Here is a 15,446-nt window from a genome sequence, read left to right on the forward strand (position 1 = left end):
TCATCTGGACGGAGGACCGCCGGCCGGGAACCCACCTCCCCCGCCGCCTGGGAATCCACCGGAACCGCCCACGTTGGTGAACGCACCATCACCGCCGTCGGAGGAGTCGTCGGTGGTCGGCAGCGCGGTCGAGAGGTCGGCCAGCACGATCTCGTCGCCCGCGTCGATCCCTTCGGTCACCTCGACCGTGGTCCTGCCCGTGAGCCCGGTGGTGACGCGTACCCTCTGCGGGTTCCCGTCCTTGTCGAGAACGGTCACGGTTCCGTCGGAGACGGCGGAGGCCGGAACGGTGAGTACGTCCTCGGCGGACCCCAGGACGACCTCCACCGTCGCGGTGTTGCCGGCGAGCAGATCCAGTCCCTCCTCGTCGAGCGTCACGGTCACCGAGAAGGTGCTGCTGCCCGAGGACGTGTCCGGCACCTTGCCGAGCAGGGTGACCTTGCCGGGCAGGTCCTTGTCGGCACCGGCCGGCGAGACCGTGGCCGTCTGCCCCGCCTGCAGCTTGCTCAGCTGCGCGCTCGTGACCTCGAGCTCGACGCTCGTCAGGCCTGCGGCGATCACGGTGACCGCGGCGGCACCGGCGCTCACCGAGGACCCTTCGGTGACGTCCACAGCGGCGACCGTGCCGGCCGCGGGCGCCTTGATCACGGCGGCCGCCAGCGCTGCCTTGGCGTCGATGACGTCGACCTTTGCCCGGTCGATCTCGGCCTGGTCCTGGGCGATCGTCGCCGCCGTGACCGACTGGCCGGCGCCGCCCACGGCGCCACCGGAGCCGCTCTCCGCGCTGCCCTGACCCGTCATGCCCTCCGGCTGCGTACCCGCGCCGCTCTGACCTTCGATGCTGCCGCCGCCGGCGCCTTCGGGCATCTCCCCTCCGGAGCCGCCTGGCGATCCACCCGGCTTGCCACCTCCCTCGGGGGTTCCGCCGGTGCCGCCTCCGGTGCCGCCGCCCGAGGACCCTCCGGCCGAGGCCGAGGCGAGCAAGGCGTCGAGATCATCGATCGCGGTGGAGAGTGTTCCCTTCGCGCCCGAGAGCGCCTCCTTGGCGCGGCCGACGGCTTCCTGCGCGGAGCTGAGCTGACCGATCGCATCCTGCACGCTGCCCTTGGCCGAACCCTGGGCGGCGAGCGCGTCGTCCAGGTTGCCGGTGCACCTCTCCGAGGAGCCTTCGTCGGTCGAGGTGCAGCTGGCCTTGGCATCGTTCAGCGCTTGGGCGAGGGCGCCACCGTCGTCGAGCGTGCCGCCACCCGAGACGAGCGCGGAGAGCTTGTCGATGGCGGCGGACAGGTCGGTCTGCGCGTCCTCGAGCTCGCCCTCGGCCGTGGAGACCGAGGTCTGGGCGTCGGTGACCTCGGTCTGCAGCGCCTTGATCTGCGTGACGACGTCGCTGTCGCTGACCGCCGTCACGGTGCCGGTGGTGCCGGTGAAGACGGCCGCGATCACACCGCCCGACGAGTCGGACGTCGTGGTGCTCGACTCGGTGGCCGTGCTCGAGGATGAGGACGACGTGGAGCCGGAGGCCTGGGCCTCCTTGTCGGACTCCAGCTGCGCCTTGGCGGAGGCGAGGGAGGCCTTGGCCGTCTTGAGGCTCTTCTTCAGCGAGCTCGTGTCGAGCATGGCCAGGACCTGTCCCTTCTTGACCGTGGTGCCCTCCTCGACGACCGAGGCCACGGTGCCACTGGTACCGAAGCTGAGATCAGCACGGCCGTTCGGCGCGACCGTCCCGGTGAGCGAGAGGGTCTGCTCGACGTCGCCGGTCGAGGCCGACGCGAGACGGTAGCCGTCGGCGGGGTCCGTCGAGGCGGCGTACGCCACGTAGCCGCAGCCGGCGAGGACGGCCAGGGTCGCCACCCCCGACGTGGCTCTGACCCAGCGTGCAGCCGGCCGCCTCACGACGACGCCCCGTCCTGCGAGCCGCCGCCCGGGAACCCACCGCGCCCGAAGCCGGGGGAACACTCCCCGTCGACCGCGTCGGAGACCTCGATCCGCTCGGCGCTCACCGCGCCGGTGTCATCGGCGGTGCCGCTGGCCGTGACGCAGCGGCCGATGCTCAGCGCGGTGGCGTCGGCCGTCTCGGTGGCCGTCACCGTGGTCTCGCCGGTGGTGGTCACGGTCACCGTCGTGGTCTCGGGGTCAACACCCTCCTCGGCCTGCGGGTCGAACCTCGTCGCGGCGACCGTGATCGTGTCGCCGGAGACGGCGGTCACCTCACCCGAGGTGCCGAACCCGCCACCGCCTCCCGGGCCGCCTGAGGGCATCCCGCCCTCCGGCGCACCCGAGGGCATCTCCCCCTCGGGGATGCCAGACGGCATCCCCGACGGACGGCCGCCGCCGAAGCCGCCCTGGCAGGATCCGTCGGTCTTCTCCGTGACCCGGATCGAGCCCGCGGTCACGGCGGTCTCGGAGCTCTCCGAACCGTCGGCCGGGGTGACCACCACGCACACTCCGGCCCTGACGTCGGCGACGCTTCCGGTGACCTGCTGACTGATCGCGGTCTTGTCGGTGTAGGTCACCGCGGTCTGGCTGTCGCTGCCCTGGACCTGGATGGTGGAGCCGTCGGCCGCAGCGATCTTCCCGGTGGCTCCTGGCATGCCGCCGCGCTGTCCGCCGCCCTGCTGACCGGCCCCCTGGCTGTCGCCCGCGGGAGCGTCCTGAGCCGTGTCGTCGGAGCCGCAGGCGGTGAACATGAACAGCCCGCCCACGGCGATGGCTGCCAAACAGATGCGCTTCACAAGAGTTCCTTCGTACGTCGAGACGGGTGCGTCACTCGCTGCGGAGTGCGTCGATCGGGGTCAGGCGAGCGGCACGGGTCGCGGGGTAGACCCCGAAGCCGATGCCGAGCGCGAGGGAGGTGGCCAAGGCGGCCGCGGTGGCCACCAGGGAGAGCGAGACCGGCTGGTCGATCAGGTCCGGCAGACCCCACGCGCCGAGGGAGGCGATGATGATGCCGACCACGCCACCTGCCAGGCCGAGAAGGGACGCCTCGACCAGGAACTGGTTGCGGATCACCGCCGGCGTGGCGCCGAGCGCCTTGCGCAACCCGATCTCGCGGATCCGCTCGGTGACGGAGACGAGCATGATGTTCATGACGCCGATGCCACCGACGAGGAGCGAGATCGCCGCGATGCCGCCGAGCAGGACCGTGAGGGTCTCGTTGGTCGCGTTGGCGGTCTCGACCAGCGAGTCCTGCGACGAGATCGTGAAGTCGGCGTCGGCCGCGCTCACGTCGTGCAGGTTGAGCAACAGCGCGTTGATCTCCTGGTACGCAGCCGAGAGGCCGTCCTCCGAGGCGGCCTCCACATAGATCGTCGAGACGCTCGAGCTGGAGGAGCCGGTCAGGGCCTTCGCGGTGCTGATGGGGGTGACGGCGGTGTCGTCCTCGGTCGAACCCGACGAGGAGGATCCGCTCGAGGCGAGCACGCCGATCACGGTCAGCTGGGTGCCGCCGACGCTCACGGTCTGTCCGACCGGGTTGGCCGGCCCGCTGAACAGCTCCGAGGCGGTGTCGGGCCCGAGCACGACCACCTTCGCGCCCTGAGCGACCTCCTGGGAGGTGAAGAAGCGTCCCGAGGAGAGCTCCCGCTTGCGCACCTCTGGCCAGGAGGTCGTCGCCCCCACGAGCGAGGTGGTCCAGTTGGTCGTGCTGGTGTCGAGCTGGGCGTTGGAGGAGGTCACCGGCGCGACCCCCTTCACGTCCGGTGCGGCCTCGTCGTCCGCGATGGCATCAGCGTCCTGGAGGGTCAGCGTGGACGCCGACCCGAACCCACCGCGTACGCCCTCGGAGCTGGTCGTGCTGCCCGGGGAGACGATCAGCAGATTGCTGCCCAGTGCGCTGATCTGCGACTTCACCTGGTCCTGGGCACCCTGGCCCAGGCCGACGGTGAGGATGACCGAGGCGATGCCGATCACGATGCCGAGCATGGTCAGCACCGACCGCAGCCGGTGGGAGCGGACCGCGTCCCAGGCCGTGCGGAAGGTCTCGGCCCAGCTCATCCCCGTCGCCGCGCGCGCAGTGCCCGACGCGTCGCGACGTCGCCTAGCCGCCCTCATCACGCCCCCACCAGGTCGTCGGCGGTGATCAGGCCGTCACGGATGGTCAGGTTGCGGCTCGCCCGGGCCGCGACGTCGTGCTCGTGAGTGATGAGCACGATCGTGCGGCCGCTGTCGTGGAGCTCGTCGAGCAGCCCGAGCACGGCCGTGGTCGAGCCCGAGTCGAGGTTTCCGGTGGGCTCGTCGGCCAGGATGATGTCCGGCTCGGTGACCAGCGCCCGGGCCACCGCGACCCGCTGCTGCTGGCCTCCGGAGAGCTCACCGGGCCGGTTGTCGACCCGGTCGCCGAGGCCGACCCTCGTCAGTGCCTCGACGGCGCGCTCGTGCCGCTCGGCCCTGCCCATGCCGGCGTACACCAGCGGCAGCTCGACGTTGCGCCAGGCCGCAAGGCTCGGCAGCAGGTTGAACTGCTGGAACACGAAGCCGATCCGGCGGTTGCGGACATGGGCGAGCTCGGTCTCCGACATCGTGGAGACGTCCTCGCCGCCGAGGTGGTAGCTCCCCTGCGTCGGTACGTCGAGGCAGCCGAGGATGTTCATCAGGGTCGACTTTCCCGAGCCTGACGGCCCGACCACGGCGACGTACTCCCCTGCCGTGATCCGCATGTCGACCCCGCGCAGGGCCTCGAACTCGATCGACCCGGAGTGGTAGGTCTTGCGTACGCCGTCCAGCGACACCACGGCGCCGGTGGTCTCGGAGAGCGTGCTCACTGGCCACCGCCGCCCGGGAAGCCGCCACCGGGAAAGGCGCCGCCGCCCTGGAAGCCCTCAGGGAGCTCTCCGCCACCCGGGAAGCCGCCCTGGCCACGCTGGCCACCCTCGTCACCGCCACCACCGCCGGTGGGCCTGGTGAACCCCTGCATCTCGACGCTGTCGCCGTCCTCGAGGCCCTTGGTGATCTCGGTCGTGGCGCCGTACACCTCGCCGATCGTCACCTCGGTCCTGACCGCCTTCCCGTCGACGACCTTGTCGACGTACGTCTTGTCGCCCTCGGTCTGGATGGCCGCGCTGTTGACGGTGAGCACGTTCTCGCGCTGCTTGACCGTGATCGCGGCGGTGACGCTGGTGCCGGGATAGACGTCCTCGACCTCGCCGGTGACCGCGATGGTCACCGGGAAGACCGCGGCGCCGGTCGAGCTCGACTCGGCCACCTTCCCGACGGTGGAGACGGTGCCGAAGATGTCCTCCTCGGCTCCGTTGAGGGTGAGCGTGGCCTGGAGACCCTTCTTCACCTTCGCCGCGTCATCGGCGCTCACGGTCGCCTCGACCACGAACGAGTCGGTGGACACGACCGTGACGGTGCCGCTGGAGTCGCTTGAGCTGGAGTCGCTCGAGGAGTCCGATCCCGAGTCTCCGGGCATGCTCCCGCCGCCTCCCGCAGCGCTGTCGCCCGAGCCTGAGCTGCTGCTGGAGGATGAGGAGCCGGAGCCGACGGTGTCGCCGACCTCGATGTCGAACGCCGTCACGGTGCCGGAGATGGTGGAGCGCAGCACGGCGTCCTCCACCGCCTCGCGGGCGCTGTCCAGATCGGCCTCGGCAGAGACCACGGCGGCCTCGTCGGCGGCGAGCTGTACGTCGGAGGCACCCGAGTCCTGGTCGGTCTCGTACTGTTCCTCGGCGGCGGCCAGCGCGGACTTCGCCGCGGTGCGGGAGGCGATCAGCGACTCGTCGTCGACCTCGGCGAGCGCCTGACCCTTCTTGACCACGTCGCCCTCCGCGACGTGCACCTTCGTCACGGTGCCCGAGACCTGGAAGGTCAGGTCGGCGGTCTCGGCCGCCTCCACGGTGCCGCTGGCCGACACCGTCTCCTTCACCGTTCCCGACGTGGCCTGGACCTGCATCGACTGCGTCTGCCCGGTGTCCTCGCGGGTGAGCGCCCAGGCGCCCGCTCCGCCACCGACCACCACTGCCGCCACCCCGGCGGCGAGCAGGATCCGGGCCGTCCGCCCCAGCCTCCGCCACCGCTCCGTGAGTCTCTTGCGCACCACACTGCCTCTCTCGTACGCCCCGGCGGGGCGCCGGAGGGTCTGACGAGAGGACTGTGGTGAACCCGGCTATGCGGGAGGTCGGCCCCGGCTGTGGGGAGACTGTGAATCCCGTACGTCGCCGACCCGACGGGCGGTGTGGAGCATCAGGTCCGCACGCACCTCCACCCTCTCGGGAAGGCCTCGGGCCAGGTCGGCGAAGAGCGCGGCCCGGTCGTCGGCCGGGAGGATCCGGATCGCGGAGATGGTGTCGAGGTGGCGCACGTAGTCGTCGCGGGCGAGGCTGAACCGGCGCGGCACCTCCCGCTGGCGTACGTCGCTCAGCCGGTCGTCGGCCAGCATCTCGTCCCCGGGGAACAGCATCGGCGCATCCGCCGGGGACGGCGGCGGCAGGTGACGGCCCTCCGGGGCGTACGCCGCGATCAGCTCCTTCTCGATGCCCGCGACCTCGTCGTCGGCGAGCTCGAAGGGACCGCCGAAGAAGGCCACCGCTCCCCCGGCGCGGACCAGCGCGGTGGCAAGGTCCCACCGGGTCACCGGCGCGGTCCAGTGCCAGGCCGCGGCCGCGTAGAGAAGGTCGAACGGTTGGTGGTCGGCCGGGTCGAGGTCCTCCAGAGCGGCCCGCGCGGTGGTCACCGGCAGGCCGGCGCACTCGCGGCGGAGGACGGCGAGCATCTCGGCGTCGGGGTCGGTCGCGAGCACCTCGATCCCGGCGCCCGCGAACGTCCGGGTGGCCTTCCCGGTGCCGGCACCGATCTCGATCGCCCGGCGCACCGGCCCGTCGGCGACCTCGGTCACCAGCGCGACCAGGCTCTCGGGGTAGCCGGGACGGTAGCGCTCGTAGTCCTCCGCGACCGCGCCGAAGCTCCGTGCCCGTTCCATGTCGACCTCCGGTCGGTCAGAGCCCGGGGGCGCCCCAGACGGCGAGCCAGCGGGACAGATCCTTCTCGACCGGGAGGTCGCCCTCGATCGCGGTGCGGACGTTGATCTCGAGGAGGTTGTCGCGCTGCTGCGGACCGGTCGGGACGAAGGGGTAGAAAGTGCCCTGCTTGTAGAGGTAGATCAGGCCGACGCGGCGCCCGTCGGCGCCTTCGAAGGTGATCAGGGAGCACAGCAGTCCGGGGCCGAAGCCGTTCATCTCCAGCGTCGTGTTGACCGCGTGCAGGTCGGTGACCAGGCCGGTGATGTCGGGGTTGTCCGGGTCCAGCGGCTCGCGGTCGACACTGAGCCAGGTGAAGCCGAACTCGTCGACGCTCGTGGTCACCTTCGGCGCGTTCTCGGAGGCGCCGAGCAGCTCCACGACGTCGTTCTGGGTGCCGGCGAACCCGGCCCCGGCGGCGGCCCGGTAGCAGACCGCGCCGTCGCCGGTCGGGACCAGCCCGAGCGAGGTCTGCATGGTGAGCGCGGCCGTCGGCACCGCGAACAGCGCGTCGAGGTTGGCCTGCTTCGGTCGCGTACGACCTGTGATGACGTCCCAGAAGCCCACGAGGGCGACCCTACTGCGCCGGACGGCCCAGCTCGGCCTCGATCCGGGCGAGTTGCTCCAGCCGCTGCTCCAGCGACGGATGCGTCGAGGTCAGCGTACGCAGCGACTGGCCGCTGATCGCCGGCGCGATGAAGAACGCGTTCAGCGCCTGCGAGGACCGCAGGTCCCGGCTCGGGATCGCGGAGATCTCGCCGGTGATCTTCTGCAGCGCGCTGGCCAGTGCGGCCGGCTTCATGGTCAGTTGTGCGCCGGCCCGGTCGGCGGCGAGCTCGCGATAGCGCGACAGCATCCGCAGCAGCAGCCAGGACACGGCGTAGACGGCGAGCGAGACCAGCAGCACCACCAGCCACACCGGAAGACCGTTGTTGTTGTCGCGGCGGCCGCCACCGGCGTACGCACCGTACTGCGAGCCGCGGCTCAGCATGCCGGCCACGATGCCGGCCGAGGAGGCGACCGTCATCACCAGCACGTCGCGGTGGGCGACGTGGGAGAGCTCGTGGGCGATCACGCCCTCGAGCTCCTCGGCGCTCAGCCGCTGCATGATGCCGGTGGTCACCACGACCACGGACCGCTTCGGCGAGCGGCCGGTGGCGAAGGCGTTGGGCATGTCGGTGTAGGCGATCCCGACCCGCGGCTTCGGCATGTCGGCCAGGGCGCACAGCCGGTCGATCATCGCGTGCAGCTCGGGTGCCTCTTCGGCCGCCACCTCTCGCGCGCGCATCGCGCGCATCGCGAGGGTGTCGGAGGAGTACCACTGCCACCAGGCGATGCCGAGCCCGACGATGCCGATGATCGGCGCCCACTGCGCAGGCAGCACGAACATCAGCGCCACGACGAGCCCGACGAACAGCGCGCCGAGCAGGAACATCACCGTGGTCATCCGGACGGTCAGCCCGGCATCACCCTGGAAGCGTGACATGCTGCTCAGCCGGGGATGAGGCCCTCGTCGCCGAGCATCTCGGAGACCTCGGCGAGCGTGGAGCCGGGTCCGGGGAGGATCAGGTCGGAGGAGTCGATCGCGTCGACCGGGTGGGCGGTCCCGAGCGAACGGACGCTGTCGAGCAGCGCGGTGAGAGCCTCTTCGAAGACGGCCTCGTCGGTGCCCTGGCAGGCAGCCTCGACGGCGGCGTCGAGCTCGTTGAGCTTGTCGACGGCGGCGTCGTCGACGTCGTACTGCCCCTCACCCAGGATGCGGACGATCACTGCTCGGCCTTCTTCTCGGTCGACTCCACGTCGATCACCGGCGCGTTGGCGTCGGCGGCCGGCAGCGCCTGCGTCTGCTGCGGAGCGCTGAGGCCCTTGAGCGCGGCGAGCTCGGCCTCGACGTCGTTGGTCGAGCTGAGCGCGTCGAGCTGACGGGTGATGTCGTCGGACGGTCCGGCGGTGAGGTCGTCGAGGGCGCCCGAGGCGAGCAGCTCGTCGACGGCACCGGCACGGGCCTGCATCTCGAGGGTCTTGTCCTCGGCCCGCTGCATCGCCAGGCCGATGTCGCCCATCTCCTCACCGATGCCGGAGACGGCCTCGTTGATCCGGGTCTGCGCCTCGGCGGCGGTGTAGGTCGCCTTGATGGTCTCCTTCTTGGTGCGGAAGGCCTCCACCTTGGCCTGCAGCCGCTGCTGGGCGAGGGTGAGCTTCTCCTCCTCACCCTGGAGAGTGGCGAGCTGCGTGTTGAGATCGTTGATCTGGCTGGTCAGCCCCGACTTGCGGGTCAGCGCCTCGCGAGCGAGATCCTCGCGGTTCATCTCGATGGCCTTCTGGGCCTGTCCGGTGAGCTTGTCGGACTGCTGCTTGAGCCCGTTGATCTGCAGCTCGACGCGCTTGCGGCTGGTCGCGACGTCCGCGACGCCGCGGCGGACCTGCTGCAGCATCTGAAGCTGCTTCTGGTAGCTGTAGTCGAGCACCTCCCGTGGGTCCTCGGCCTTGTCGAGCGCCTTGTTTGCCTTCGCCTTGAAGACCAGGCTCAGCCGCTTCATCACACTCATCGGTTCCCTTTACGCCTCTCATATGCGGCCGACCGCCGGCCGCCCCGCGTCGTCGCTTGCCGCTGGACTCTCGTGTCCTAGGACAAGTGTTGCCTCTCACCTTAGGTCGGGTCCACAAAACTCGCTGTCAAGGCCGCTCGGGATATCCTGTGTGTGTCCCAGCCAACAGGTAAGAGGTCACTTAAGTTGTTCGGTCGTAAGTCCCCCGCCCCGCAGGTCGTCGAGCCCGAGAGCCCGGTCAAGGAGACCGGCAAGGGTCGTCCGACCCCCACGCGCAAGGAAGCGGAGGCAGCTCGCAAGGCGCGCCTCAAGCAGCCGCGTACGCGCAAGGAGATCAGCGCCGCCAACCGCGCCCAGCGCGCCGAGCAGGGCGACAAGATGCGCCAGGCGATGAAGACCGGCGACGAGCGCTACCTGCCGCTGCGCGACAAGGGCCCGGTCAAGCGGTTCATCCGCGACTGGATCGACGCCCGGTTCACCTTCGCCGAGATCGTGCTCCCGGTGCTGATCATCGCGCTGGTGGTGCCCTACGTCAGCCTCGAGCTCGCGATGTACTCCCAGCTCTTCACCCTCGTCGTGATGGCCACCGTGATCGTCAACCTGATCGCGCTGCGCTTCCTCCTCCGCAAGGAGCTCAAGCGCCGGTTCCCCGACAACGACCTCAAGGGCACCACCTACTACGCGATCATGCGGGCCATCCAGCTTCGTCCGCTGCGCCTGCCCAAGCCGCAGGTCAAGATCGGCACCCAGCTCCCCGACGACTACCGCTGAGGCACACCGCGCCGAGAATGCAGTTGTGGCGGACGAAACTAGCGTTTCGTCCGCCACAACTGCATTCTTGGCGCCCACAGGTGCGGACTCGGCGAGGCTTCAGAGTCCGAGGACGTCCTCGAGGCCGATGGTGAGGCCCGGCCGCGAGCCGATGCCGCGGATCGCGGCGAGCACGCCGTGGGCGAAGGAGGCGTGGGAGAGCGAGTCGTGGCGGATGGTCAGGAGCTCGCCGACGCCGCCGAGGACGACCTCCTGGTGGGCGACCGACCCGGACATCCGCAGCGAGTGGACCGGGATGCCCTCCACGGAGGCGCCACGGGCGCCGTCGAGCGCCGAGGTGGTCGCGTCGGGCGCCGGGCCCACGCCGGCCTCCCGGCGCGCCGCAGCGACGAGCTCGGCGGTCCTGCGTGCCGTACCGGAGGGAGCGTCGGCCTTCCGCTCGTGGTGGGTCTCGACGATCTCCACCGACGGGAAGTGGGCCGCGGCGAGCTCGGCGAACCGCATCATCAGCACGGCACCGACCGAGAAGTTGGGCACCACCATCGCGCCGACGCCCGGCGCCTTCGCCAGCCAGGTCTCGAGCTGCTCGACGCGGTCGGGTCCGAAGCCCGAGGTGCCGATGACCGTGTGCACGCCGTGGGACAGGCAGAACTCGGCGTTGCCCATCACCGCCTCGAGGGTGGTGACGTCGACGGCCACCTCGGCGCCGACGTCGGTGATCGTCGACAGCTCGTCGCCGCGGCCGATCCGCGCCACGAGCTCGAGGTCGTCGGCGGACTCGACGGCATCGCAGACCGCCGAACCGAGCTTGCCACGTGCACCGAGAACAGCCACCTTAGTCATGGGGCCCAACCCTATAGATCACGCTGCAGCAACGATCTACCAGCATCCGGTGAACACTGTCCGGCGAGGGTCGTGCGCACAACCGTAGAAGGATCTGGCAGTCTTGGACCCATGGTGGTGCAGACGATCCCTGCTCGGATCCGTTGGGCCGTTGACTTCATGGACATTCAACCGAACGATCATGTCCTTGAGATCGGCTGCGGTCCGGGGGCTGGTGCCGAGCTGATCTGTAGCCGGCTGGAGACCGGAAAGCTGTTTGCGATCGACCGCTCGGAGTCGGGTGTCGATCGTACGAAGCGACGCTGCGCGAAATACCTGGAGGCAGGACGCCTCACGGTTCGCCAGATCGACCTCGCGACGCTGCGGGTGCCGGTCAAGCGGCTGACGAAGGTCTTCGCGTTCAACGTCAACCTGTTCTGGGTGCGTGACGCATCCGCCGAGATCGCGCTGCTCCACGAGCGCGTCCTCCCCGGCGGCACCGTCAACCTCTTCTACGAGGCCACCCAGCGCGAGCAGGTCCCCGAGATGATCGAGAAGTCGAGCAAGGCTCTGGCCGACGCCGGCTTCCGGGTCTCCATCGTCGACTCCAAGGTCCCGGCCGCGGTCGGGATCATCGGTAAGCGGTGAGCCGCCGCCGACCCAGATCACGCGGAGTCGGCTCGTCCTGACGAGCCGACTCGGCGCTCAGGCCGGTCCCACGACAGCGAGGATCTCGGGCCGGGAGAGGATCTCGGCGGCGACCTCGCGACAGTCCTCCAGGGTGACCGCGTCGATGCGCGCCAGGACCTCGTCGATCGAGTAGAGCTCGCGGTGGACCAGCTCGGCACGGCCGATGCGGGACATCCGGGAGGCCGAGTCCTCCAGGCCCAGCACCAGTCCGCCGCGCAGCTGGCCCTTGCCGAGCTCGAGCTCCTCGGCGGTGATGCCGTCGCGGGCGACGGCGGCCAGCTCGGAGCGTACGACCTCGAGGACCTCGTCGAGCTTGGCCGGCAGGCAGCCGACCTGGACCCCGAAGAGACCCGTCTCGGCGTGGCTGTAGGCGTAGGAGTAGACCGAGTAGGCCAGGCCCCGGTGCTCGCGGACCTCCTGGAAGAGCCGCGAGGAGGTCGCCCCGCCGACGGCGGTGTTGACCACCTCGAAGGCGAAGCGGCGATCGTCGCCGCGCTGCAGGCCCTCGCGGGCCAGGATCACGTTGACCTGCTCCAGCGGGCGCTGGGCGCTGATCTCGCCGGCCACGACCTCCAGCGGGGAACCCTCGCGGGGAGGCACGGGCGCGGCCGCGCCGGTCAGGAAGCCCGACCCGGAGAACGCCTTCTCGACCATCGCCACGACCTCGTCGTGCTCGACGTTGCCGGCGACCGAGACGACCATCCTGGGCGCCGCGTAGTGCTCCCGGTAGAAGTCGTCGATCTCCTCGCGGGTCAGCGCGGTGATCGAGGCCTCGGTGCCGGCGATGCCCCGCCCGAGCGGTGTCTCGGCGCCCCACGCCTGGGCGGCGACGAGGTTGTGGATCACGTCGTCGGGGTCGTCGTCGTGCATGGCGATCTCGTCGAGGATCACGTCACGCTCGGCCTCCACGTCCTCGGCGGTGATCAGCGAGGAGGTCAGCATGTCGCCGACGACGTCGATCGCCAGGGGCAGGTCGACGTCGAGCACCCGCGCATGGAAGCAGGTGTACTCCTTGGCGGTGTAGGCGTTGAACTCGCCGCCGACGCGGTCCATCGAGGAGGAGATCTCCAAGGCCGTACGCGACGGGGTGCCCTTGAACAGCAGGTGCTCGAGGAAGTGGGAGCAGCCGTGCTGACGTGCGGTCTCGTCCCGGGACCCGACGCCAATGAAGACGCCGATGGCCGCCGAGCGGACCCCGGCCATCTGCTCGGTCACGATCCGCAGGCCCGAGGGGTGGACCGTGCGGCGCACCAGCGACGTCACCGCCCCGTTGACCTCGGTCTGCTCGAGCGTGACGGTGGTGCCGGGCTCCTGGTTATAGCCGGAGGACCGGCCGACACCCATGTGTCGACCGGTCCCCCAGGTGGTGCGTGACGCCAAGGTCACTCCTCGTCTGCGGCCTCGGTGGCGGTCTCGGCCGGAGTCTCCTCGGCGGGAGCCTCCTCCTCGAGCACCGGGGCGAGCGAGAGCTTGCCGCGGTCGTCGATCTCGGCGATCTCGACCTGGATCTTCTGGCCGACCTCGACGACGTCCTCGACCGACTCCACCCGCTTGCCGCCGTTGAGGGCGCGCAGCTTGGTGATGTGGAGCAGGCCGTCCTTGCCCGGGAGCAGGGCGACGAAGGCACCGAAGTTGGTCGTCTTCACGACCGTGCCGAGGTAGCGCTCGCCGACCTCGGGCATGGTCGGGTTGGCGATCGCGTTGACCGCCGCCCGGGCGGCCTCGGCGGCAGCGCCGTCGGTCGCACCGATGAGCACCGTGCCGTCGTCCTCGATGGAGATCTGGGCGCCGGTGTCCTCCTGGATCTGGTTGATCACCTTGCCCTTCGGGCCGATGACCTCGCCGATCTTGTCCACGGGGACCTTCACGGTGATGATCCGCGGAGCGGTCGGAGCCATCTCCTCGACGCCGCCGATGGCCTCGTGCATGACGTCCAGGATGGTCGTACGCGCGTCCTTGGCCTGGTTGAGGGCCTGGGCGAGGACCTCGGCCGGGATGCCGTCCAGCTTGGTGTCGAGCTGCAGCGCGGTCACGAACTCCGAGGTGCCGGCGACCTTGAAGTCCATGTCGCCGAAGGCGTCCTCGGCACCGAGGATGTCGGTGAGCGCGACGTACTTGGTCTCGCCGTCGATCTCACCGGAGATCAGACCCATCGCGATACCGGCGACCGGGGCCTTCAGCGGGACACCGGCGTTGAGCAGCGACATCGTCGAGGCGCAGACCGAGCCCATCGAGGTGGAGCCGTTGGAGCCCATCGCCTCGGAGAGCTGGCGGATCGCGTAGGGGAACTCCTCGCGGCTCGGGAGCACCGGCAGGAGCGCGCGGCGGGCGAGCGCACCGTGGCCGACCTCGCGGCGCTTGGGCGAGCCCACCCGGCCGGTCTCACCGGTGGAGAACGGCGGGAAGATGTACTTGTGCATGTAGCGACGGTGCTTCTCCGGGGAGAGCGTGTCGAGCTGCTGCTCCATCTTGAGCATGTCGAGGGTGGTGACACCCAGGATCTGGGTCTCGCCGCGCTCGAAGAGCGCCGAGCCGTGGACCCGCGGGATCACGCCGACCTCGGAGTGCAGCGGACGGATGTCGGCCAGGCCGCGACCGTCGATGCGGACCTTGTCGCGCAGGACCTGGGTGCGGATGGCCTTCTTGGTGAGGGCCTTGTACGCCGCACCGATCTCGCCTTCGCGACCCTCGAACTGGGCGCCGATCTTCTCGAGCAGGGCGAGCTTGATCCGGTCGCCCTCCTCCTCGCGCTCCAGCTTGGACAGGACGCGCTCGCGCGAGCCCTTGACGCTGTAGAGGTCGGTGACGTCGGCGCCGACGGTGGCCTCGACGGCCTCGTAGACGTCGTCCTGGTAGTCCAGGAAGATCGGGTACTCCTGCACCGGCTTGGCGGCCTGCTTGGCCAGCTCGGCCTGAGCCTCGACCAGCTGCTTGATGAACGGCTTGGCGGCGTCGAGGCCACCGGCCACGATCGGCTCGGTCGGCGCCTGGGCACCGGACTGGACCAGGTCCCAGGTCTGCTCGGTGGACTCGGCCTCGACCATCATGATGGCGACGTCGCCGGTCTCGGTGACGCGGCCGGCCACGACCATGTCGAAGACGGCGTTCTCGAGCTGGCTGTGGGTCGGGAAGGCGACCCACTGGCCCTCGATCAGGGCGACGCGCACGCCGCCGACCGGGCCGGAGAACGGCAGGCCGGAGAGCTGGGTGGACATCGACGCGGCGTTGATCGCGAGCACGTCGTAGGGCTGGTCGGGGTCGAGCGCCATGACGGTGATGACGACCTGGACCTCGTTGCGCAGACCCTTCTTGAAGGTCGGGCGCAGCGGGCGGTCGATCAGGCGGCAGGTGAGGATCGCGTCCTCACCCGGGCGACCCTCGGAACGGAAGAAGGAGCCGGGGATCTTGCCCGCGGCGTACATCCGCTCCTCCACGTCGATGGTGAGCGGGAAGAAGTCGAAGTGGTCCTTCGGCTGCTTGGAGACGGTGGTCGCCGACAGCAGCATCGTCTCGTCGTCGAGGTAGGCGGTCACGGAACCCGCGGCCTGGCGGGCGAGCAGCCCGGTCTCGAACTTGACGGTGCGGGTGCCGAACTTGCCGTTGTCGATGGTGGTCTCGACGGCAGTGATGACTGGTTCGGTCAAGGAATTCGTCCTTAGTC

General features: G+C 70.1%; 15 protein-coding genes. 2 read left to right on the top strand and 13 right to left on the bottom strand.

Going from position 1 to position 15,446, the window contains the following annotated elements; all coding sequences use genetic code 11:
• The 10 genes from HD557_RS17105 to HD557_RS17150 all read right to left on the bottom strand — a co-directional run bounded on the left by HD557_RS17105 (window position 1) and on the right by HD557_RS17150 (window position 9,502).
• Window positions 1-1,851, bottom strand: a complete 1,851-nt coding sequence (locus tag HD557_RS17105) for an HlyD family efflux transporter periplasmic adaptor subunit (RefSeq protein WP_196874742.1) — start codon at window positions 1,849-1,851, stop codon at window positions 1-3.
• A 38-nt stretch (window positions 1,852-1,889) separates the two neighbouring features.
• Window positions 1,890-2,732 carry a hypothetical protein gene (locus tag HD557_RS17110; RefSeq protein WP_196874743.1) on the bottom strand — a complete coding sequence of 281 codons (843 nt, stop codon included), beginning with the start codon at window positions 2,730-2,732 and terminating at the stop codon, window positions 1,890-1,892.
• Window positions 2,733-2,763: 31 nt separating this feature from the next.
• Window positions 2,764-3,993, bottom strand: coding sequence for an ABC transporter permease (locus tag HD557_RS17115; RefSeq protein WP_196874744.1), 1,230 nt, complete (start codon window positions 3,991-3,993; stop codon window positions 2,764-2,766).
• A gap of 56 nt (window positions 3,994-4,049) precedes the next feature.
• Complete coding sequence (locus HD557_RS17120) at window positions 4,050-4,760, bottom strand: ABC transporter ATP-binding protein (RefSeq protein WP_307785649.1); 711 nt, start codon at window positions 4,758-4,760, stop codon at window positions 4,050-4,052.
• Window positions 4,757-6,034, bottom strand: coding sequence for an efflux RND transporter periplasmic adaptor subunit (locus tag HD557_RS17125; RefSeq protein ID WP_307785650.1), 1,278 nt, complete (start codon window positions 6,032-6,034; stop codon window positions 4,757-4,759). Before HD557_RS17125 ends, HD557_RS17120 begins: the two co-directional genes overlap by 4 nt.
• Window positions 6,035-6,103: 69 nt before the next feature.
• Window positions 6,104-6,916 (bottom strand): class I SAM-dependent methyltransferase, encoded by an 813-nt coding sequence (locus HD557_RS17130; RefSeq protein ID WP_196874746.1) that lies wholly within the window; start codon window positions 6,914-6,916, stop codon window positions 6,104-6,106.
• Window positions 6,917-6,932: 16 nt separating this feature from the next.
• Window positions 6,933-7,520 (bottom strand): PspA-associated protein PspAB, encoded by a 588-nt coding sequence (pspAB, locus tag HD557_RS17135; RefSeq protein ID WP_008363187.1) that lies wholly within the window; start codon window positions 7,518-7,520, stop codon window positions 6,933-6,935.
• 10 nt (window positions 7,521-7,530) lie between these two features.
• The gene (gene htpX / locus HD557_RS17140) at window positions 7,531-8,439 is read right to left on the bottom strand and encodes a zinc metalloprotease HtpX (protein ID WP_196874747.1); all 909 of its coding nucleotides are present in this window, start codon (window positions 8,437-8,439) and stop codon (window positions 7,531-7,533) included.
• Window positions 8,440-8,444: 5 nt separating this feature from the next.
• Window positions 8,445-8,723 (bottom strand): PspA-associated protein PspAA, encoded by a 279-nt coding sequence (pspAA, locus tag HD557_RS17145; RefSeq protein WP_196874748.1) that lies wholly within the window; start codon window positions 8,721-8,723, stop codon window positions 8,445-8,447.
• A complete protein-coding gene (locus HD557_RS17150; protein ID WP_196874749.1) occupies window positions 8,720-9,502 on the bottom strand; it encodes a PspA/IM30 family protein in 783 nt (260 codons plus the stop codon). Before HD557_RS17150 ends, pspAA begins: the two co-directional genes overlap by 4 nt.
• Window positions 9,503-9,688: 186 nt before the next feature.
• Here HD557_RS17150 and HD557_RS17155 point away from each other — a divergent pair, with 186 nt between their 5' ends.
• A complete protein-coding gene (locus HD557_RS17155; protein ID WP_008363194.1) occupies window positions 9,689-10,273 on the top strand; it encodes a DUF3043 domain-containing protein in 585 nt (194 codons plus the stop codon).
• 99 nt (window positions 10,274-10,372) lie between these two features.
• Here the strand turns inward: HD557_RS17155 and dapB are convergent, their stop codons facing one another.
• Window positions 10,373-11,116: a 4-hydroxy-tetrahydrodipicolinate reductase gene (dapB, locus tag HD557_RS17160; protein WP_196874750.1), complete on the bottom strand. Its 744-nt coding sequence runs from the start codon at window positions 11,114-11,116 to the stop codon at window positions 10,373-10,375.
• Window positions 11,117-11,275: 159 nt separating this feature from the next.
• Between dapB and HD557_RS17165 the strand changes: the two genes are divergently transcribed.
• Window positions 11,276-11,743 (top strand): class I SAM-dependent methyltransferase, encoded by a 468-nt coding sequence (locus tag HD557_RS17165; RefSeq protein ID WP_231380341.1) that lies wholly within the window; start codon window positions 11,276-11,278, stop codon window positions 11,741-11,743.
• Window positions 11,744-11,800: 57 nt separating this feature from the next.
• On the opposite strand, the gene HD557_RS17170 is transcribed toward HD557_RS17165, so the two are convergent.
• The gene (locus HD557_RS17170) at window positions 11,801-13,171 is read right to left on the bottom strand and encodes a M16 family metallopeptidase (protein ID WP_374221687.1); all 1,371 of its coding nucleotides are present in this window, start codon (window positions 13,169-13,171) and stop codon (window positions 11,801-11,803) included.
• Entirely contained in the window at window positions 13,168-15,429 is a 2,262-nt protein-coding gene (locus tag HD557_RS17175; protein WP_196874751.1) for a polyribonucleotide nucleotidyltransferase, read from the bottom strand. The genes HD557_RS17170 and HD557_RS17175 overlap by 4 nt, the downstream gene beginning before the upstream one ends.
• Window positions 15,430-15,446: the final 17 nt, after the last annotated feature.

This window comes from Nocardioides luteus (assembly GCF_015752315.1).
Classification (GTDB): Bacteria; Actinomycetota; Actinomycetes; order Propionibacteriales; family Nocardioidaceae; genus Nocardioides.